The sequence below is a fragment of the Nostoc sp. C057 genome, assembly GCF_013393925.1.
Taxonomy (GTDB): domain Bacteria; phylum Cyanobacteriota; class Cyanobacteriia; order Cyanobacteriales; family Nostocaceae; genus Nostoc; species Nostoc muscorum_A.
On sequence record NZ_CP040281.1, the window covers coordinates 7,333,775 to 7,355,055 of the forward strand.

12 protein-coding genes and 1 pseudogene are annotated in these 21,281 nt (G+C 39.0%); 10 read left to right on the forward strand and 3 right to left on the reverse strand.

Annotated elements, in window-relative coordinates:
• Positions 1-11: 11 nt before the first annotated feature.
• Entirely contained in the window at positions 12-1,889 is a 1,878-nt protein-coding gene (locus tag FD724_RS30945; protein ID WP_179075261.1) for a hypothetical protein, read from the forward strand.
• 66 nt (positions 1,890-1,955) lie between these two features.
• On the opposite strand, the pseudogene FD724_RS41205 reads toward FD724_RS30945, so the two are convergent.
• Positions 1,956-2,719, reverse strand: a pseudogene (locus FD724_RS41205) (transposase); the annotation flags it as partial.
• Positions 2,720-3,395: 676 nt separating this feature from the next.
• Here FD724_RS41205 and FD724_RS30960 point away from each other — a divergent pair.
• From FD724_RS30960 to FD724_RS30975, 4 genes are all read left to right on the forward strand, one after another.
• Positions 3,396-5,351 carry a PAS domain S-box protein gene (locus FD724_RS30960; RefSeq protein WP_179075263.1) on the forward strand — a complete coding sequence of 652 codons (1,956 nt, stop codon included), beginning with the start codon at positions 3,396-3,398 and terminating at the stop codon, positions 5,349-5,351.
• A gap of 11 nt (positions 5,352-5,362) precedes the next feature.
• Positions 5,363-6,880, forward strand: coding sequence for a response regulator (locus FD724_RS30965; RefSeq protein WP_179075264.1), 1,518 nt, complete (start codon positions 5,363-5,365; stop codon positions 6,878-6,880).
• Positions 6,881-7,030: 150 nt separating this feature from the next.
• The gene (gene argJ, locus FD724_RS30970) at positions 7,031-8,194 is read left to right on the forward strand and encodes a bifunctional glutamate N-acetyltransferase/amino-acid acetyltransferase ArgJ (protein WP_179075265.1); all 1,164 of its coding nucleotides are present in this window, start codon (positions 7,031-7,033) and stop codon (positions 8,192-8,194) included.
• Between the two features lie 741 nt (positions 8,195-8,935).
• Positions 8,936-10,138 carry an AAA family ATPase gene (locus FD724_RS30975; RefSeq protein ID WP_114080661.1) on the forward strand — a complete coding sequence of 401 codons (1,203 nt, stop codon included), beginning with the start codon at positions 8,936-8,938 and terminating at the stop codon, positions 10,136-10,138.
• A gap of 278 nt (positions 10,139-10,416) precedes the next feature.
• Here FD724_RS30975 and FD724_RS30980 read toward each other — a convergent pair whose 3' ends face one another.
• Together FD724_RS30980 and FD724_RS30985 are read right to left on the reverse strand one after the other, a co-directional pair.
• Complete coding sequence (locus FD724_RS30980) at positions 10,417-11,268, reverse strand: response regulator (RefSeq protein ID WP_179075266.1); 852 nt, start codon at positions 11,266-11,268, stop codon at positions 10,417-10,419.
• Positions 11,269-11,464: 196 nt separating this feature from the next.
• Positions 11,465-13,444 carry a scytonemin biosynthesis sensor histidine kinase gene (locus tag FD724_RS30985; RefSeq protein ID WP_179075267.1) on the reverse strand — a complete coding sequence of 660 codons (1,980 nt, stop codon included), beginning with the start codon at positions 13,442-13,444 and terminating at the stop codon, positions 11,465-11,467.
• 1,897 nt (positions 13,445-15,341) lie between these two features.
• On the opposite strand from FD724_RS30985, the gene FD724_RS40435 reads away from it, so the two are divergent.
• The 5 genes from FD724_RS40435 (at position 15,342) to FD724_RS31005 (ending at position 21,253) form a co-directional block, all read left to right on the forward strand.
• The gene (locus FD724_RS40435; protein ID WP_159402607.1) at positions 15,342-15,494 is read left to right on the forward strand and encodes a hypothetical protein; all 153 of its coding nucleotides are present in this window, start codon (positions 15,342-15,344) and stop codon (positions 15,492-15,494) included.
• Between the two features lie 97 nt (positions 15,495-15,591).
• Entirely contained in the window at positions 15,592-17,463 is a 1,872-nt protein-coding gene (scyA, locus tag FD724_RS30990; RefSeq protein WP_179075268.1) for a scytonemin biosynthesis protein ScyA, read from the forward strand.
• Between the two features lie 349 nt (positions 17,464-17,812).
• On the forward strand, positions 17,813-18,874 hold the full coding sequence (gene scyB / locus FD724_RS30995; RefSeq protein WP_179075269.1) for a tryptophan dehydrogenase ScyB: 1,062 nt from the start codon (positions 17,813-17,815) through the stop codon (positions 18,872-18,874).
• A 22-nt stretch (positions 18,875-18,896) separates the two neighbouring features.
• Positions 18,897-19,865 (forward strand): scytonemin biosynthesis cyclase/decarboxylase ScyC, encoded by a 969-nt coding sequence (gene scyC, locus FD724_RS31000; RefSeq protein WP_179075270.1) that lies wholly within the window; start codon positions 18,897-18,899, stop codon positions 19,863-19,865.
• 101 nt (positions 19,866-19,966) lie between these two features.
• Positions 19,967-21,253 (forward strand): ScyD/ScyE family protein, encoded by a 1,287-nt coding sequence (locus FD724_RS31005; RefSeq protein WP_179075271.1) that lies wholly within the window; start codon positions 19,967-19,969, stop codon positions 21,251-21,253.
• The last annotated feature ends 28 nt before the right edge of the window (positions 21,254-21,281 follow it).

Genomic DNA, 21,281 nt, shown 5'->3' on the forward strand with positions numbered 1-21,281 from the left:
ATTCTGAAACTATGAACGCATCAGAGATTATAGCAAACCTTACTCAACAGGGTGTTCATTTGTGGGTTGATAATGACAAATTAAAGATTCGCTCACCCAAGGGCATAATCACATTAGAAATGCAAGCAGAAATAGTTGCTTGCAAAGCGGAGATTGTGGCATTTATACACGAGATGGATGTCGCTACTGATTTAGATTCTGTCCCTTTAAGTCAAGGACTCAATTTACAGACTATTGGTCGTCTAATTGGGGGATTTTCAGAGCAATCATCTGTAGAGTATAAGCCACCAATTATCGATCCTAAAGTTATGGCTCAAAAGCTGATAGTTACATTTAAACCTTTGCCTAATAGCTACAAAAATCAAGAGATTCGGAAATTTCGCCAAGAATTGGAAGTGAAGTTGAGAGATTATGGAGTCAAAGTTTTATCTTGGGAGGAAGCGATCGCAGAATTTAACTATGACCTAACAATTCCGATAATTAACAAAAATAAAAAATTCAAGTTTAAGGGAGTTAAATCAGAAGTTAATGCAATTATTGATGTAGAAATACCTCCTTCTATTCTAAGAAAACTTGGTATTTTTACAGCAGAGCTTCTCTATCAATTCTATTCTAAATTTGTTTTAAATGGTCGAAAAATACCTGTTATAAAAATGGCTCGATTGAGCAGTTGGGCTGAGGATCATGCAGCTAAGTACGTTGACAATCCTAGTAAAACCCAAGTGATTGTGCTTACTGAAATAGACCATGATTTTATCAACCCTCTGATTCCGTATAAACAAAAAATCAATATTGGTTTAAACACTTTAATCAGAACGTTTTCAGAAATTGTTATTGGAGTATCATCTGATAAAATTTCTATATTAAACATGAATCTTTCAGACTCTATTTTCTCCAAAAATGAGATAGAACGGTTTGTTTTGAAATCACTAATTCCTAAAGTTTTTGTGCCCATCGCTCCACTTTTACTGAGCCGCTTTGAGCTAGGAAAGTATAATCCTCAAGAATCTATCTATGCTGCAAAATTAGTGAAATTAGGTCAGGAATTAGCATCAACAGGTTTATTCCCTCCTGGTTTTAAATTGAATGAAGTGATTAAAAGAAAATCCCATAGAGATATTGTCAGCGTCATCATAAATGGTAGAACAGGTGTCTCTTATGGCTTTGTTGCTTATGCTGAACCTCCACAATATTTTGGAGATATAGAGGTAAGTAAAAATGAGTGGGAAAGTCTATTACCTGTTAGAGGATTTAGTAGTAACGAAATTCGTCAAAATGAAAAAGGTAGACGCTATGCCAAAATCAAACTCCTAGACAAATATGTATTTAGGCAAATACCTGATATTTGGCTTGTCAGTTCTCGTTCAGGGTCAAATAAAACAGACTTGAATCTCGCTGATGATATTATCAGAATTGGTTTGAAAGAAAAGCTATATCTCCAACTCCCTAAAGTGATTCATTCGGAGTTAGCAGATATGAAACCTTCTTATGATATTTATGTCATGCTTGCAATTAGTCTTTCTGCGGCTTTGTATACGCCAGAATTAATTAAAGATGGTGCGCCAATTGTTCATTTCCACGGCTACCCAGCATTTGATTGGTTTAAACCAAATGAATACTGTGTTGGGGTAAATAATCCTTCAGTACCTTGTGGAACCTATGAATCTGGTGTATTCAACTTTCTAGGTATTTCTAGCTTGGTCGAACAACAAGCTCGAAATATATCTTTAGTTAGTTTAGTAGAACCAGATCATGGCACAAATTTTATAGCTCATGATTTGGATTATCTAGTCGAAAGATTGAAAACCGGTTGTACAGATGGGCAAATTGAACTAGGTGGAAAACATTTTGCTTCTCTCAAATCGAAGATAGAAGAATGCAGAATCTAAATTTGTGAAATAGGCAATAGTAAATTCAACTAAACTTCGTCTAGAACACCGATTCAGTAATCAGAATTAAGTAGCAGCCTTCTCAGTAGTGCAGGTAAAATTTTTGGCAAGAATATGAAGATTATAGACGACGGCGGTACGGCGAAGATCAAATAGATTTTTGCGAGAACCAACATAACGAGCTTGGTCTGTTTACCATCGACCAATATGAGATAGGGAATGCTCAACAGCAACACGTTCTTGGAGCTTGGCACGACCAGCAGGAGTTAATTGACGTTGTTGTAATTCCCTAAATAAAGGTTCATCAGGATGAATAGAAACACTACGCCCAGTTTTGGAAGTAGTACAATGCTCCCTTAACGGACAAGTTGCACAAATATTTTTTGGGAACTGAACTTGCCACCGACGTTAAAAGGTAAAGTCACCTCATTAGGGCAGCAAATAGTCTGATTGTCCCAATCAAGGGTAAAAGCAGTTTTGGTAAACCTCAAGCCGTTTTTAACTTGCCAAGCTTTACAGTAAACAGTCAGTTCGTCACTTCTGTTTTGAACCAAGGAACTACTCAGATAAGCACGGTCAATATGTAACACAACCAGATTCACTTGCTGGCATTTTAAGTCAATGGCAATCGCATCTGTTACTGATGCTTCAGGAATATTTGCTCTGGTGACTCTAACAGCGCGAACCAGCCCATTGTCTAAATCTCGTAAAACATGACGTTTATCACCATCAAATGGCTGGCTTTGACTTTTACGTCCATGTCTCATCTCTTCATCTTCGATTGAGATACATCGTTCTGGTACAACACCTGTTTTGAGTTTCAGTTCACCGTTATGGAATATATCACAAGAAGAGTTAAATCTTCTTAATAATTTAATTCTAGGTAGATGAAGAAATTGACGGCAGTATTTAAATCCGTTTATAACTTTTAGGCTACCTCGATGATAATAGCGATCGCTTTTGTGATATGTGGACTCATATTAAAGCTACTTATATGAAATAAATGATCGCTATTCATTATTGATAAGCCATCAAAACTTTCACATGGCAAAATTCACTACTTTGATTACAGAAAATTACTAAACAGCATAGGATTTAAATAGATTCGACAATGGCAACAAAATTATTATGAAATGACTAGCTTTAACGACTATTCTATCTTTCAACATTTTGTTGCAGGTAAATGTTATCCTGTTAGTCTTAATTTTGAAGCAGTCAAATGGGATATAAAATCTTATTTTCATTGTGATAATTATTGTAAGTGTGTAGCATTGAGATATTTTATAGCGCAATTAATTTAAAAAAATAAAAAAGCGAGAATTTGAACGTTTATTTTCTAAAAGAATATTTAAAATAAAGGTTTGTGATAAAATTATCATGCTGTAAATATCCTATATTATTCTCTCACAAAAGTAATAGAAGAAGGATGTATTTAGTTCGGTGAATCACCATTATTTAGCTAAAATCTTAGGAGTGTCATCAATTTCGATAGCACTCCTATAAATTATGATAGAACTTTTACATAATTTTTTCTCTACTAGCCAGTTTATTCCCCACGGACATTGCTACCTCTGGAAACCAGAATTGGTGTGGTTACATTTGGTTTCAGATGTGTTAACTGGACTTGCTTATTATTCAATCCCAGTGATGTTGGTTTATTTTGTCCGTAAACGGCGAGATGTGCCTTTCGGCTGGATATTCCTGATGTTTGGTACATTCATTGTTGCTTGTGGCACAACCCATTTGATGGATGTGTGGACGCTTTGGTATCCTACCTATTGGCTATCAGGGTTACTCAAAGCTATTACCGCTTTTGTCTCTGTATTGACGGCTATAGAGCTTGTGCCATTAATACCCAAGGCACTGGCTCTACCAAGTCCTGCTCAACTAGAGAAGGAAATTGCTGAACGCATACTAACTGAGGAGGTGTTGAGGGAAAGTAAACAACGCTGGCAATTAGCTTTGCGCGGCAATAATGATGGAATTTGGGACTGGAATGTTAAAACTAATGAAATATTCTTCTCGGCCCGTTGGAAGGAAATGCTTGGTTATGAAGACCACGAAATTTCTAACCATTTAGATGAAAGGATGAAACGAGTACATCCAGATGATCTGGATTGGGTAACACAAGCAGTCCAAGATCACTTTTCTCAGAAAACACCGTTTTACACTACTGAGCATCGAGTTTTATGTAAAGACGGCACTTACAAATGGATTTTGGATCGAGGTCAAGCACTGTGGGATGAAGATGGTAATGTAGTGCGGATGGCTGGGTCACATACCGATATTACTGAGCGTAAGCAAGCAGAGGAAGCAGTAAGTAGTCTACTTAATCAACTAGAAAATATGGTGGAGGAACGAACAGCACAGTTAACAAGAATTAATCAATCACTACAGACAGAAATTACTGAGCGCCAGCGAATAGAAGAAGCATTACGAGAAAGTGAAGAACGATTCCGTGCTACATTTCATCAAGCTGCTGTTGGCATCGCCCATGTAGCAATAGATGGAAGGTGGTTGTTAGTTAATCAGAAGCTTTGCAATATTCTTGGTTACACACTGGAAGAACTACAGTTGCTAACTTTTCAAGATATTACTCACCCAGATGATATTAATGCCGACCTAAAATATTTTTACCAGATTTTAGCAGATGATATTCAAACTTACTCAATAGAAAAGCGCTATTTTTGTAAAGATCGCTCCATACTTTGGGTTAATCTCACCGTCTCTTTAATGCGCGAACCTAGTGGGGAGCCAAGATATTTGATTTCTGTAGTGGAAGATATTAGCGAACGGCAAGCTGCGCTACGCGATCGCAAGCAGTGGGAGGAGCAAATGCAAGCATCACTCTTAGAAAAAGAGGTGTTATTAAAAGAAATTTATCATCGGGTAAAAAACAATTTACAAGTTATTTCCAGTCTGCTAAGTTTGCAATCTGCTTATATTAAAGACAAGCACGATTTGGTAATATTCCAACAAAGCCAACAACGGATTGCATCAATGGCTCTAGTTCACGAAAAATTGTATGAGTCTCAAGACTTAGCAAAGATTAATTTTGGTGAATATATTCGAGATTTAGTAGCAAGTTTATTTACTGCATACGAAGTCAATGAAGATGCGATCGCTCTGGTACTAAATATAGACAAACACGTTTTTCTCGGATTAGATACGGCAATTCCTTGTAGCTTAATTATCCATGAGCTTGTATCTAATTCCTTGAAATATGCATTTTCCGTAGGTAGGAATGGTACGATTTATATAGAAATTAACCAAAATCAAGATCGGCAAGTTACACTTGTAGTCAGTGATGACGGAATTGGTTTACCACCAAATTTTAATTTCCAAAAAATAGCTTCTTTAGGCTGGCAGTTAGTGGATGCTTTAACCAATCAACTTTCAGGAAATATCAATATCCAAGGTGATATGGGTGTGAAGTGTCAGGTGACATTTACATTAATATAACAAACTAAAATATGACATCTGCAAAAATCTTAGTTGTAGAAGATGAAGCTATTGTTGCAAAAGATTTACAATATCGACTTATAAAATTTGGTTATACAGTTCCTGTAATTGCTTCTTCAGGACAAGAAGCAATTAACAAAGCAGTAGAAATATCCCCAGATTTAGTGTTAATGGATATTAAATTAAAAGGGTCAATGGATGGGATAGAAGCTGCCCAAGAAATCCATAAGCATTTGGATATTCCAGTAATTTACTTAACGGCTTATGCAGATGATAAAACATTAGCAAGAGCCAAGATAACTGAACCGTTTGGCTACCTACTCAAACCTTTTAAAGAAAGAGAACTACAAACAAATATTGAAATAGCTCTCACTAAACATGGTTTAGAAAGGCAATTAAAAGTAAGTAAAAAATGGCTGGATGCACTTTTAAAAAGTATAGGCGATGGTGTGATTGCTAGCGATTTGCAAGAATTGGTAACTTTCATGAATCCGGTTGCTGAAAATCTGACTGGATGGAAACAGGAAGAAGCTTATGGTAGAAATTCATCAGAAGTATTCAATATTGCTAATGCAGATACTCATAACTCTATTGAAAGTCCGATCGTAAAAGTCCTTCAAGATGGCATTATCGTCAGCCTCCCAGCAGAAACTATTCTGATTACTAGAGAGGGTGGAGAAATACCAATTGATGACAGCGTTGCACCAATTAAAGATGATAAAGATAATATAATGGGTGCTGTGTTAGTGTTTCGAGATATTACTGAGCGCAAACGAGCGATTGAGGCGCGTCAAAGGCAAATTGAGCAAGAGAAACTTGTGTTGCAATGGGAAGAGATAAATCAACTCAAAAATGACTTTTTAAATTTAGTTTCTCACGAACTGCGATCGCCTCTGAGTAATATGAAGCTAATGATTCAAATGATACAATTGTCTACTGATACCGAGGAAGCTCAACGTTATCTAGAACTGATGGAAGGCGAGTGCGATCGCGAGTTAGGATTAATTAACGATCTACTTGACTTACAACGGCTAGAAAGCTCATCTTATCCAGTTATAACACCAGATGCGTTGCTCTTACAGCAGTTCTTAACTTGGATAATTGAGCCATTTCAAATCCGTGTTCAACAACATCAGCAAACTCTAAAGTTGAATCTGCCTTCAAATCTCCCGTCCCTGCTCTCAGATGGCATAAGCTTAGAACGAATCTTAATAGAATTGCTTAATAATGCCTGTAAATACACACCTGCGGGTGGTGAAATTATCCTAAGTGTAAGTCACAATTCCTTGGAAACGCCTGCAAAAACTATTATTACTACCAGTAATTCCGCAGAAATTTCAGCAATAGAGTTACCACGAATCTTTGAAAAATTTTATCGCATCCCCAATGCAGATATCTGGAATCAAGGTGGTTCTGGATTAGGTTTAGCTATAGTAAAAAAATTAGTCGAACAATTGCAAGGAAACATTCAAGTAGAAAGCGGTAACGGATGGACAACATTTACCCTTACATTAACTGATTTCTTATAGGTATTTAGGTTCTCTTAAAATTTCCTAATTTTTATCCTACACATAAATTATTAGAGGTGTCTAGATAGATATACATCTCTAATAACTGATGTTATAAATATTTTTGCAAATGGTATGAGATAATTAAAGTAAATTATTAAATCTAGAAAAATGGTATCAACTATATCTTCCGCACCCCAAGGTTTTAGTGCATTTATTACTAATTTAGGAATACGCGATACAACTGATGATTTTGTATTTATTAAATCATCAGTTCCTTGTGTTGCTGATGGAGTCTTCACTCAAAGTCTTTTCGCCGGGCCAAGCGTTACTATTAGCCGCGACAACTTAAAAGATTCACAAGTACAAGGAATTGTCGTTATATCTAAAAATGCAAATGTCGCTAATGGTGCTGTTGGCATTGCTGATGCCCAAGAAGTTTTAGAATTGATTGCAACGGAAACTGGAATTGCTGCACATAATATGGTGATAGCTTCTACAGGCGTAATTGGCAGGTGTTACCCAATTGAAAAAATTCGAGCAGGTTTATTAGGATTGGGGAAAAAATTGACTCCTGCTGATTTTAATGCCGCAGCCCGTGGTATTATGACCACCGATACAGTATCAAAACTAGCTACACGACAAATAGGAAATGCCAAGCTGGTAGGAATTGCCAAAGGTGTTGGCATGATTGAGCCTAATATGGCAACTCTCTTAACTTTCTTTTTTACTGATGCGGCAATTTCTGCAAATAGCCTTCGTTCTATTTTTCGCTCTACTATAGATAAAACCTTTAACTGCTTGAGTGTAGACACTGACACTTCTACTAGTGACTCCGCCGTGATTCTAGCTAATGGAATAGCCGGTGAAGTTTCAGAAGCAGATTTTGCCAGCGCATTGCAAGAAGTTGCACAAGAATTGGTGCTGAAAATTGCCAGAGATGCAGAAGGTGCCACCAAAATTATTGAGGTGACTGTAGATTCAGCTATTAATTATGTACAAGCGAAAAAAGTAGCTAAAGCAATTGTCAATTCACCATTAGTCAAAACCGCCGTCTATGGGGCAGATCCGAATTGGGGACGAGTTGCGATGGCTATAGGTAAATGTGAAAATGAACAGCAGATAAATCCAGAACGAGTTGTTATTAGTTTTGATGACGTGAAAGTTTATCCTAATAGTTTAACTAATGAAAATCTGGAACAATTGCGGCAAATTATGTCCAGAGACAAAGTAGATATTCATGTTAGCCTCAATATTGGTGAAGCTTCTGCAACTGTATGGGGTTGCGATCTTTCAGAGGGTTATATAGAAATTAATGGCAAATACTCAACTTGATTAACAAGAAGAGACGCGAAATTGCACTGGGCTTCAAACCGCTACGCTAATGTCTTGTTGCGTTAACGCGTCTCTACATATAGGAATTCGATTTGATTTTTGTTCGCGTGGACAAGAAAGAGGTAAGAGGCAATAGGAAAGAATGGTTTTTGAGTTGTACGGAGTTTTTTCAAAAATCAAATATGAGTCCTATAGCTCAATACGGTTCAGTTAAGGCTAAAACTCTTTGTCAAAGTCAATTTTTTTTACGAACCACAGAGACACAGAGGGCACTGAGAGAATAAAGAAATGCTTAACTGAACTGCATTGTCCTATAGCTTGGATAGATACCTACACAAATTTGCAATAGCTGGCGTTGAAGCCTCAGCAACACAGCATACCTGCCTTCTTCATCGGTAATATTCGGAACCTCACCTTGCTATCAGGGAGAGAAACTTTGGCATCAGCCAAAAGTGGGATTATGTGCTTTCGGACATGATATTAGTCAAAAGTGTAGAGATGGATAAATGGCAGAGGGACATTAAGAGGTAATTGCTTTGTCAAAAAAGTTGACGCAGGTAGTTATTGTGTAATACAGTATGTTACATAAGTAATGAGTTAGATTAAAAAAACTTCCTAGCCAGTACAGCACGGTGAAAATAAAATTACCATTTGTATGCAAGTAGTCGATATTACAAGAAAATTTTAAAATCTCATATTTAACACAGAATAACTCTATTAACGCTGCATAACTAAACAAATATGGATTTTGACTATTTTAGAAGCAATGAAGGCACTCCTACAAATAATACCCGCCAAAGCTTGCTTGCTAGTGGGTGGCGACCCTTTAACCGAGAGTTAGATTGGGGTTTTTTATGGCAACTGTTGTATAGTGACTCCCGCGAATTAACTCAAAAAAGTTTGAATTTAGCGAGTAATGTTGCTGATATTTTGGGGCGAAATAATTATGCTTGGTGGGCTAATTTATTAAATATTGTATCTGACAATACCCGCTACGAAGTTGAAAAATTTTGGAATTACATCACACCAGATCCCCAATCACCAGATCATCGCTACAAAGATGTTTTGAGTACGGAAACGCCTATCGTTCAATTTGTCAGTCGTAGTAGCATTCCCATTGATTATGTTCTTAATCGGCTGCAAGAAATTACTGTTCTGCGAGTTTTGGGTGTGTTGGGTAATCCTGACATTATTACTCAGTATTATTCAGAAAGAGATTTTTATTTTCCTATAGATAGATTTATTAGCTGGGAACGCTTAGATGTGATTAATACTGTTTATGCTTATTGGGCAAAGCATGACGTTTGGTTGCAAATTGATCCCTACGATCGCGGGCGGCGACAATATAGTTTAATGGCGAGAAATCTTGCCCCACTAATTAACAAGGCGACTTACGACTTGGCAGTTATGCTGAGTGGATATCAAAGTCGTGTAGGTAAAGTTCACAGCCAATTTCCCATTCGCACATTTCCGGCAGATATCCAACAGTTTACTGATGCTGTACAGCAAGCGATTCTGAATCAAAACCAGTTAGCGGTTGTTGTACATGGGAAACCAGGTACTGGTAAAACAGTCTGGACACAAGCTGTAGCAAAAGAAATTCTTGTACCTTTAGGGTATGTAATTTTTATTTTAGATCATGATGCGATCGCTAATTTTGTTCCCCCAACTTACATAGAGCGTATTTGTATCGTTATTAACGAAGCTGATAATCTAGCGCAAAACCGCGCTTCTGAGGTAGCGCAATACAATAACAAAACCGAACACATTCTCAGTTTGCTGGATGGTACTTTGTATCAAAGTGTCATTGATGAGTCTGGTATCCAGATGCAGCAACGATTAGTTGTCTTGATGACTTGTAACACTACTGAAAGATTAGATCCAGCTATGTTACGTAAGGGCAGGGTGGATTTAATATATGAGTTTACACAATTATTTGTTTGACATCCTCACCGCCGTGTTCGTTCTTGGCGTTCCCCTTCGCGCAGCGTCTCCGTCAGGAGAAGGGTACGCACTCTTTAAGAAGGAGTAATGAGTAATAAGTAATAAGTAATGAGTAAATACCCATTGTTCATCCACTCATTACTCATTACTCATTACTCCTTACTCCTTACTCATTACTCCTTACTCATTACTCATTACTCCTTACTCATTACTCCTTACTTTAAAAGCCGTGCTGGAAACACGGGGTTTTAAACCCATTTTTCTGATAAAATCTACTGTCACCATAGTTTCACCTGTTTTTGGGATACAAGCTGATGCTGTTTGCGCCAAGCTTGGGGAGGTAAACCGTGATGTTGGCGAAACTGACGAGAAAAATGAGACACATCTTGATAACCTAATGCTTTGGCAATCTTCTCGATAGTCTGATTATTATTTTGGAGTAAAAAACGAGCGCCTGCCATTCGGCGTTTGACAATCCAGCAGTTTACAGTCTCTCCTGTTTGCCTTGAGACTCGGTTAGTTAAGTAAGCAGGTGAGTAACCAACAGCAACAGCCACATCACACAAAGTAATTCCTTGATGATAATGGGCTTCGATAAAGTCGAAAACTTCTTTTAATTGAGGAATACAGGGAAATATTGACTTAGAAGGGATCGTGGGTTCTTCAGGTGCGATCGCACTTGGAGTATTATCTACAAATACTGATTTTGGAGCTTTCTCAAATTTCATAGCGCACCAGTATTGCAGAGTAGCTTGCTTTTCTAGTCGGATAGCGATCGCTCTAAGCAATTCGTCTAGTGTCGAGGGTTTGGTAAGATAATCATCTGCTCCCAATTCCATAGCTTTGCGAACATCTGCTTTGTTACTACTCCCAGTCAGAAAAATAAAAGGAATAATTGCAGTAACAGGATCTAGGCGTAGCCTACTTAAAACGCTATAACCATCCATATCGGGCATCGTGATATCGCAAATAACTAAGTCGGGTATATACTCTTTTGCTTGTTGAATACCAGCAAGGCCGTTGTCAGCACTGATTGTATCAAAACCTTTAGCCTTAAGACCTTTTAAATAAAGATCGCGGGTAACATTATCATCTTCAATGACGAGAATTTTATTTGACGATTCGTACATAATTTTTTATTACCATAACTTTTGCAGAAGCTGGTTAATATTAAACTGTGGCGGAATTTTGCCTAGTTTAGTTAGGTTTACACCGTACTATACTCAACTTTTTTGTGAGTATGAAAATAGGCATAAGCTTAATTAGTTCGTTCCGAGAGTTGTGATTGTTAAGTTGTTAATTAATAACTAATCTTTATTTCAACATTCATAACTCGGAACTACTAAACTCTGACTTGATTAATGCCAACGTCACAGTAAACGTAGTGCCCACACCTAGTTGACTTTCCACAGATACTTGACCATGATGTAAGTCTACCAAGGTTTTAAGAATTGACAGTCCTAGTCCAGTGCCAGGTATGTGATCGATGTTAGTTCCACGGTAAAATGGTTCAAATATTCGTTGTTGATCTAGTGCTGAAATACCAATACCTCTATCTTCAACCTGGAAAATTAATTGCTCATTTTCGCAAGAAAGTCTCAAATCAATTGTCATACCGGAGGGAGAATATTTTATTGCATTATCGAGCAAATTTTTCAAAATCGGCTCTAACAGTTTTTTGTCTATGCAGGCTGTTAGAGAATTTTCTTGAGTGACAAAATTAATGGGAACTTTACTAATGCTCATCTGCATTTCTGCAACTAAGTCCTTACAGAAATCAACTAACTCAAGTGGCTTTGGCTCATAGTTTATTTTTGCTGCTTCTGCCTTTGAGAAAAATAAAATATCATCCAACATCTGACCAAGTTGTTCTGTAGCTTTTTGAATGTGATCCAGCAGTGGTTGGATTTTCTTCTGTGTACGTTTGTCTACTTCTTCCTTTAATAAACTATTAGAAAATGAAACAATATTCAACGGTGTACGGAATTGATGGCAAACCATAGAAAGAAAACGCGCTCTAAGTTCGCTAAGTTGTTTTGCTTGTTCTAAAGCTTGGTTAAGACCTAATTCTGCATATTTGTAATCGGTAATATCAATGCCTGCAATCATTTCTACTGGTTTTCCACCAAAATCTAGCACTCCATCTAGCATTACAACTGCACAAGCTAGCCATCGCTCTGTACCGCTTTTGGTCAGAATATTCATCTCCTGGTATTCAAAGTTAGTTGCTTCACTCTGCTTACGTACCTGCCTGCGTCTTTTGCTTTTAATCAGTCGGCGAATATCAAAACCCGTTAACAGTTCCTCTTTTGTGTAACCAGTCAGTTGCTCTACTGCTGGATTTATGTAGCAAAGCCGCGTACCTTGAATTAGAAAAGTGCTGGTATCTGTTGTTTCGGCTAAAGTCCGAAATCTAACTGCGTTTAGCCGCAATGCCTCTTCAGTCTGTTTCGATTCAGTAATGTCCCAAATACTCCAGACTCTACCAATAATTTTGCCATCCAACAAGTGAGGTTTTGAGTAGTGTGCAAAAACTCTCCCATCTTTCAATTCCAGAATATCGTAGCTCTCAAAATCAGAGTGGCTAGACACTTCCCAAATTAGTCGATTAAAGGCTTGTGGATCTTTAAGTTGATTCTCAAAAAAGGCTTTGCATCGAGGACATTTCTTAGATAATATTAGGGACTCCGGGATCTGCCACATATCCACAAATTTCTGATTCAAGCTCAGAATATCTCCCTCAGAGTTAACTGCAACAATACCAATGGCAGTAGATTCGAGAGTAGAACGAAGCAAAGAAAGAGATGCTTGTAGTTCTATTTCTTTTGATTTTAGTTGAGAAAATTCCTGCTGTAAATTGTCTTTGGCATCCCTTAATTCATCAGTCCACTTTTGCACGCTCAGTTCTACTATTTCATCACTTATTTCTCGAACAAAAGCACAGCCAAATTCTATATCTTGTTGTTTTACATAGTTAATGGATATTTCTACCAGAAAGATCCGCCCTCCTTTTGTGCGGTAGCGAGATTTAAAGGTAAGAGAACCTTCTGAGTTAATATTTGACCAGTTATGTAGAGAAAAATCTACGTCTATATCTTGCAACCTCATGGAAAGTAATTCCTCACGGGAATATTCAGTCATCTGGCAAGTGGCATCGTTGACGTAGAGAAACTGTGCATTTTCTCCTAAACAAAAGGCAGCATCTACAGCTTGATTTATTAGAAAGTGAGCAAACTTCATTTCTATTTCTGGCTGTAGTGGCCATTGAGTGTTTGATTTAGCTAATCTATAATCGCCAGAATTCATATCCCTACTTGCTCCTGGTAATTAATAAGCACCATAGCCATTAATGAGTTTGATAGTCATAACTAACTAAAAACTCTGGTGCAGTGTTAGGCAGTTAAAAAATAAAATTAGTTAGTAAATTAAAAAATATTACTAACGGACTTAACAAAACTTATCATACCAATAAAAAGGGAATAATTTAACCAATTTTTCCTGAAAAAATTCAATATTTAATTTAAAATTTATTATTGACTTAAACAAATTTTGAGGAATGCAAAAAATAGACAAATCAAATCTAGATTAGTCAATATACCTTATTAGCTAAGAGTTGAAAATTCTCAATCTATAAGTAGAAAAAATGTTTTAAATGATATACTAATACTACTTTTCGTAATTCGCAATTCCCGTTAAGTAAGGATTTTATACATTTAAAATGGGTGGCTTATTTCAGCCAAACTGTCCTAGTACAGGACTGCGGAAATTTGTGTACCTTTAACAAGTAAAGAGATGTAGCCTGCACCATAGCTAAGGAATGGTTCACCAACCCAAAGTTACTGGGTTTCGACTGGTAAACGGTTAAATGAGAAAAATTTTTGTTCCTTACCCTTTCCGAGGGAAAGGACTTTGACCAAATACTACTGTAGAGTCGTTTGATTATCAACATAAATGAATTTACCGGGCTTGGCTAGGCTTTAATCAAAAAATTTTAACTCATTAGTTCATTTTCTTAACTTATCTTAACTTACTCTATCAGGGATTTAACTATAGAAGAATATGCTTAGTCATCCGTCGCAAGAAATACATTTACATAACACAAACACGTATAAATTAGCGTATAATTTTATATCTAAATTTTTTTTTAAGAAAAAACGTCATCCGTCAAAAGAAATACAAATGGACTAAAAAAACACGTATAAGTTTGTGTTTATTTTGTCATAAAGCAACATTTTAGTCGAAATCTACGTAACTGTTGATAAATCGCCAGAGGCTAGAAAGGGAGTTTTAAAAGGCTTTAGAGGTTGTTTGAAAAGTATTTCGCTGTGACTTTAGACACTTTTAGATCCCCCCTAACCCCCCTTGAAAAAGGGGGAACCGGAGTCAAAGTCCCCCTTTTTAAGGGGAGCCAGTGCGGTCTTCTCCCAAAGGGAGAGGCTAGCGCCTTCGCGGAGCGTCTCGTAGAGAAGGGGGTTTCCCCCATGAGCAACTGGCGTGGATTTAGGGGGATCTAGAATGTTTTGCTACCAAGAAGAGGACTTTTCAAACATCCTCTTAGACTTAAATACCTAATCTCTTTTCTCAAGGAATACCTACTCAACGCTTAGTCATCTCTCACAGGATATATAAAAAGTGAAGTAACTATGTCTTTATCGTTACAAATAATTGACTCGATGAGTTTTTGGTGGCAATATAAAGACCGCTAAACTGTTGTAGCTCGGCTTATGCTACAAAGCAAATTCAAGAGTTTATACGGAAGACAAGCAGTTGCTAATTTGTAAGCACCTGGGCAAAAAAGTAAAAGAATTGTCATTTTTATCAAAAGATTTTCTATTGTAAATTTGGTCATGTAGCTCAGTAGCGATGCCTAGGTTGGGCTACGCCTACGCAGAATATAAATTTTTCAGAATCGCTAAGTTTAAAATGTTGCAATAGTTATACAAGCGAAAGAATTGCCACTTTTATCGAAAGATTTATCATTGCAGATATACTTTTATTGTAGTATTCATCAGAAATTAATAACCTCTCCAGACAGTTTAATGAATAGGTTGGTGTGATTAAAGACAACTGTGTAAAAACTCTGAGATATGCTTGAGTTAAGCTTAATAGCTTGTTTACATACCTTTACATTATTTAGTTTTTCCCTGCCAACCTACTTAAGTATTGTAGAAACGAAAAATTTGACACCTCCATCAAAAGATTTTTGATTGCATATCAGTTATCATCCCCTCTATTGTGGTTCTTAGAAGCACAGCCTTACTTGCTGTATGCTTTGCAAAAATTTTTTGGTAGTGCTATCACAACCATCAATCAGCAGCAATCAACCGTTTCTACTATCGATCAAACTCGGTCATAGCTGTGATAAACAACAGAGTTGTTCGTATTAAATATTGCTAGCGCTGTGATTGTAAAGTAAAAAGCCTTTGTGTAACTTTATGTAATTAAGTGAAACCATGAGTCAAAACTATACTGGTTCCAACTCTCCTCTCATCACTACTGAGCCATACAAAGAATTTCCAGCAAATAGATATGTAGAATCTTCTCGTCAGCTTGATGAATCGGAGAATAACGGGGGAACTCAGCCTTTTTTAAATGATGAAACACCAGCAACGCTCTCAGTTGCCGATGCGATCGCTCAGATGTTGGTAAATTTGGGAGTAAGCTACGCTTTTGGTGTCGCTGGTGGCGCGATGGCCAGCCTTTGGGGTGCGCTATCAAATAGCAGTATCGAGGTGTTGAACTTCCGCCATGAAGCGGGAGCAGCCTTTGCAGCCACCGAAGCTTACTTTGCCAATAATCGCCCCACTGTAGTTTTTACCACAGCCGGGCCGGGGATCACTAACGCGCTGACCGGATTATTTGCGGCTCGTGGTGAAGGTGCAAAGGTAATTTTGCTATCAGCTTGCACCTCTGCACCGCAGCGTGGACGTTGGGCAATTCAAGAAACCAGCACTTATACATTGCCCAGTGGGGGAATTTTTACGCCAGGAGCGCTATTCAACTATGCAATCACTATTGAATCTGCGGGTCAACTACCGCAGATTTTCCGCAAACTTGCTTTAGCTATGGCGCAACCAGGTGGATTTGTTGCCCATTTGAGTATTCCCACCGCAGTGCAGACAAGTTTAGTTGAGGATGTAGCATTACCCCAACTAGATGTTACTCCGTTTCCGATGACTGCTTCCAAAGAAGCGATCGCTAAATCGGTAGAGTTATTATCATCTGGCCCCTTTGCTATCTGGGTTGGTTTCGGTGCGCGTGAAGCAGCAGAGGAAATCCTTGAACTCGCTGAAAAAACGGGAGCAGCCGTTATGTGTTCACCCCGTGGTAAAGGTATCTTCCCTGAAGATCATCCCCAGTTTGTCGGTGTCACAGGTTTAGGCGGTCATGCTTCCGTCTTAACTTATATGGAACAGCAACCTCCACAACGCACACTCGTATTAGGAACCCGCCTTGGCGAACCGACTTCCTTTTGGAGTTCTGCACTAGTTCCAAAAGAAGGTTTCATCCATGTAGATATTGACCCAGAAGTGCCAGGTGTAGCCTATCCCCACGTTGAAACTTTCGCAGTTCGCTCTGATATCAAAGCTTTTGTGGAAGAGTTATTGGAGCAATTTCCAGATGCTCCTCGTTCCACAACTTTGTCGCTACCTCATCCAGAACGCAAAGCAATTGAACCTGCACCAGACGTAGATTATCCAGTGCGGCCAGAAGTATTGATGGCAGCAATTCAAAAGATAATTGTTGAAGGTAGCGATGCAGTAGTAATGGCGGAGTGTGGTAACTCGTTTACTTGGTCAACCCATCTACTCCAATTTACCGAAACCAATCGTTATCGAGTCAGCACCGGAGTCGGCGCAATGGGTCACGCCGTTACTGGAGTGTTGGGTGCAGCACTGGCAAACAATAGCAAAGCTGTAGGCATTGTCGGCGATGGAGCAATGCTGATGAATAACGAAATCAGCACCGCCGTGAAATACAAAATTCCAGCGATTTGGATTGTTCTCAACGATGCGCGTTATAACATGTGCCATCAAGGGATGAAAATCTTGGGATTAAAGGGCGCAGATGCCACACTTCCACCGACAAACTTCGCCATGATTGCTCGTGGGATGGGAGCAGAAGCGATCGTAGTTGTTAGAGAGTCGGATATTGAAGCGGCATTAGAACAAGCGATCGCATCATCTGTTCCCTTTCTCATTGATGTCGTAATTGACGCTGATCGCCCAGCACCTTCTGGTGGACGTAATAAGAGTTTGGCAGCACAAGGAATTAAATCAACAGCTAAAAATGGAGCCAAGCAAGTTTCATTTCCAATGGTTTGATTTTGCTGGCAACGCTCGATTTTTTTCTAACGAACCGCAAAGGAATAGATAAGTAATCTTATGACGGCAAGAGACTAAAACACGAGAGCATCACAATCTTTCAAAAATTCACGATACTGATGCAAAAACCATTTACAACTCTCTTACCTTCGCGCTCTTTGCGCCCTTTGCGGTTCGTTTTCTCATTCTCTTATTCCAGCAACTACATTTACCAAACTGGAACTTCAAATATTTGCTTTCTAACTTCACTCAATCTTAATATTCCAACCTGATTTTGTGTCTATATCTTTACATTTTGTAATGCTAATTACTTTCTCTAACCAATCCCAAACAATATCGAGAGGTCAAGATGCTGCTATTTGAAACTGTTAGAGAAATGGGTCACGAGCAAGTTCTCTTTTGTCATGGTAAAAATCCCGAAATTAAGGCAATTATTGCCATCCATGACACGACCTTGGGCCCAGCAATGGGAGCTACAAGACTCATGCCTTATGTCAACGAAGAAGCTGCTTTAAAAGATGCACTTCGTCTCAGTCGGGGGATGACTTATAAAGCTGCTTGTGCAAACATTCCGGCTGGTGGAGGCAAAGCAGTTATTATTGCTAATCCTGAAAATAAAACAGATGATTTGTTGAGAGCCTACGGACGTTTTGTTAACAGCCTCAATGGGCGTTTTATTACTGGGCAAGATGTCAATATTACCCCTGATGATGTCCGAACAATCAGCCAAGAAACTAACCATGTTGTTGGAGTCTCAGAAAAATCTGGTGGGCCTGCTCCCATCACATCATTAGGAGTTTTTCTAGGAATTAAAGCTGCTGTAGAGTCTCGTTGGCAGAGCAAAAGACTTGATGGCATGAAAGTTGCAGTTCAAGGCTTAGGTAATGTCGGCAAAAATCTTTGTCGCCACTTACATGAGCATGATGTCAAGCTTTTTGTTAGCGATGTAGACCCAGCCAAAACAGAAGAAGCACAACGGCTTTTTGGCGCAACCGTTGTAGAACCAACCGAAATTTACTCTCTTGATGTAGATATCTTTTCTCCTTGCGCTCTGGGAGGAATTCTTAACAGTCATACAATTCCTTTTCTCCAAGCTCAGATTATTGCTGGTGCGGCTAATAATCAATTGGAAAATGAGCAATTACATAGTCAAATGCTCACTAAAAAAGGGATTCTGTACAGCCCTGATTATGTAATTAATGCTGGAGGACTAATCAACGTTTATAACGAGATGATTGGTTATGACGAAGAAAAAGCCTTCAAGCAAGTGCATAACATTTATGACACCCTGTCAGCAATTTTTGAGATTGCGAAAGAGCAGGGAGTTACTACCAACGATGCTGCTAAACGGTTAGCAGAAGACCGCATCAACAATATTAAGCGCAGCAAATCTAAAGCGATCGCAGCTTAATTATTATCTTAAGGAGTGAGAAGTGGAAAAAAATACTTTTGCAACATCAGCTTACATTGCTACTTCACCAGAGAGTGCATTTGAATATCTCTGTAGTTTAAAGAACTTGGATGAATGGACTCTTTATAGCCGGATGAAAGAGCAAATTGATGAAGATACCTGGCTCGGAACTGCATCGGGTTATCACAAAAATCTCTATTATCACGTTAAAAAACTCCAAAATCCGCTTTTTTACGGCATTGAATGGCACTGTGGATTAGAGTACCAAAAATATTTTCAAGTTTATCCTGTTTTGCTGTTTCCCACTGACTACATTGAGCCAGGGACAGATGAAAAAGGCGTGTATTTTCACTGGTTGAGCTTTGTCGATCCCAAACGGCAGACTCAGATGATTATGCAAGGAATTCACACAGTCCATACTTCTGAATGTCGTTCTCTCAAAGGTAATTTGGAACGCAAAGCTGGTCTGACCTCAGCAGCCAAAGGAAGCCACTTTATCGATACTGACACCATTTATGTTGATGCCCCAATTGAAATCGGTATTGAATACTTAAAAGACTTACAAAATATAGATGAGTGGGCACATCTGTTACGCCTAAATGGTGATATTACTTCTGAATCAGGTGAATTCAAAGATGAATATGACCAGAATGTAAAAGTTTCCGTGAGAGTTCATTCTTTGAGTAAATACTACTTACTTGAACAAGAATACTTTTATCCAGAATACGAATATTATCAGCGTTCTGTAGCGTTACTTATCCCAACCGCTTATGCTTTCGCTGACCCCGAAGCTTCTGGTTTCATCCTGCATCGAATCACATTTTGGAAAACAGATGGAACTGTTAGCCACGGCAAACTTCAAATTGAAGACTTTGGCGCTGAGAGCATGAACATAAAACGCTTACTCGAAGCCAAAGCTGGCAACCTCAAATCATTTGATCGAGGAATGAGCTATCTGCCAAAAATCCAAGAATCACTAGTTACTAACTAAAACCTCAGCGACCCTCTGCGCTTCCCAGCCTGCGGCAAGCCGCAAAAGCGTCTACAGCGTTCCTCTGCGTTTAAAATTCCTACCTCAATTCCCTGCAACACATGAAACTGAAGCCATTCACTATTACTATCCTCACCTTTTGTGTTGCCGCTTTTTCTGGAATGAAAGCTGCGTCAGCCGCATCCTTTTCAGTAATCGCCGACGGTCTATATAATGCCGGTGGTCTGAGCTTTAGTCCTGATGGTAATCTCTATGTTACAGAGGCGGGAATAGGGGGAAGTGGCGCTTGCGTTCCACCAGCAAGCGGTCAAGGCGATTCTCTATGCTATGGCACAAGTGGAGCAGTTACCAAAATTGAGAATGGTAAGACCGAACGCATACTTACAGGACTTCCTTCCTTAGCATTACCAGATGGCACTGGAGGCGCAGGCCCTCGTGATATTAAATTTGATGCTACAGGTAAACCTTATGTTCTGATTGGATATGGGGCTAATCCGGTTTTTCGCGATCGCAATTTAGGTTACACTGACCTCGGTAAAATCATCGCTCCCGATTTTAAAACCAATTCCTGGACGAGTGTTGCCGATTTAGCTAACTATGAACTCGCCAACAATCCCGATGGTGGTGAAGTCGGTAGCAATCCTTTGGGTTTTGTCATAGATGGCAATAAGTTAGTTGCAGTTGATGCAGGTGCAAACAACTTACTCAGCGTTAATACTGACGGTAGAAATTTGCAAGCTATTACCACATTCCCTGAAGACATATTAGCTAATCCCGTCTTCCCACCCTCCGGTTCCCCGTCCAATGAACCGTCGCAAGTGCCATCTCAAAGTGAAGAGGTACAAGCGCAGTTTACAACCCAAGCAGTACCTTCAAATGTGGCAAAAGGCCCCGATGGTGCTTATTACGTCAGCCAATTTACTGGTTTTCCCTTCCCTGAAGGTGGGGCAAAAATCTATCGAGTTGGTGCTGATGGTTTAGCAACAGTCTTCGCCGATGGTTTTACCCAACTCACCGACTTGGAATTTGATACTGAAGGCAATTTATATGCTTTGCAGTACGCCAATCAGTCGGCTTGGAAGGGGAATTTTGATGGTTCTGTCATCAAAATAGCTGCCGATGGCACTCGCACAACTCTGCTGAGTGGCAATGGATTAGAGTCACCTAGCGCCTTGACTATTGGTGCTGATGGTGCAGTATACGTCACAAACCGAGGCGATCGCCCTGGATTTGGACAAGTTCTCAAAATTGAGAATACCAAATCTATCCCTGAACCTGATTCTACTTTAGGCGTATTAGCGATCGCAGCCTTGGGCGTTGGTTGGTTGCACAAGAAGAGAATCCCCACACCTCCCTTGAAGAAGAATTCAGAAGTCAGAATGGGCTAAACGCCCCGCTACCGCTAACAGGAGTCAG

Excerpts from the sequence above, each read along its gene's own strand:
- FD724_RS30945 (WP_179075261.1), top strand. The coding sequence starts at position 12 with ATGAACGCATCAGAGATTATAGCAAACCTTACTCAACAGGGTGTTCAT.
- FD724_RS30960 (WP_179075263.1), top strand. The coding sequence starts at position 3,396 with ATGATAGAACTTTTACATAATTTTTTCTCTACTAGCCAGTTTATTCCC.
- FD724_RS30965 (WP_179075264.1), top strand. The coding sequence starts at position 5,363 with ATGACATCTGCAAAAATCTTAGTTGTAGAAGATGAAGCTATTGTTGCA.
- argJ (WP_179075265.1), top strand. The coding sequence starts at position 7,031 with ATGGTATCAACTATATCTTCCGCACCCCAAGGTTTTAGTGCATTTATT.
- FD724_RS30975 (WP_114080661.1), top strand. The coding sequence starts at position 8,936 with ATGGATTTTGACTATTTTAGAAGCAATGAAGGCACTCCTACAAATAAT.
- FD724_RS30980 (WP_179075266.1), bottom strand. The coding sequence starts at position 11,268 with ATGTACGAATCGTCAAATAAAATTCTCGTCATTGAAGATGATAATGTT.
- FD724_RS30985 (WP_179075267.1), bottom strand. The coding sequence starts at position 13,444 with ATGAATTCTGGCGATTATAGATTAGCTAAATCAAACACTCAATGGCCA.
- scyA (WP_179075268.1), top strand. The coding sequence starts at position 15,592 with ATGAGTCAAAACTATACTGGTTCCAACTCTCCTCTCATCACTACTGAG.
- scyB (WP_179075269.1), top strand. The coding sequence starts at position 17,813 with ATGCTGCTATTTGAAACTGTTAGAGAAATGGGTCACGAGCAAGTTCTC.
- FD724_RS31005 (WP_179075271.1), top strand. The coding sequence starts at position 19,967 with ATGAAACTGAAGCCATTCACTATTACTATCCTCACCTTTTGTGTTGCC.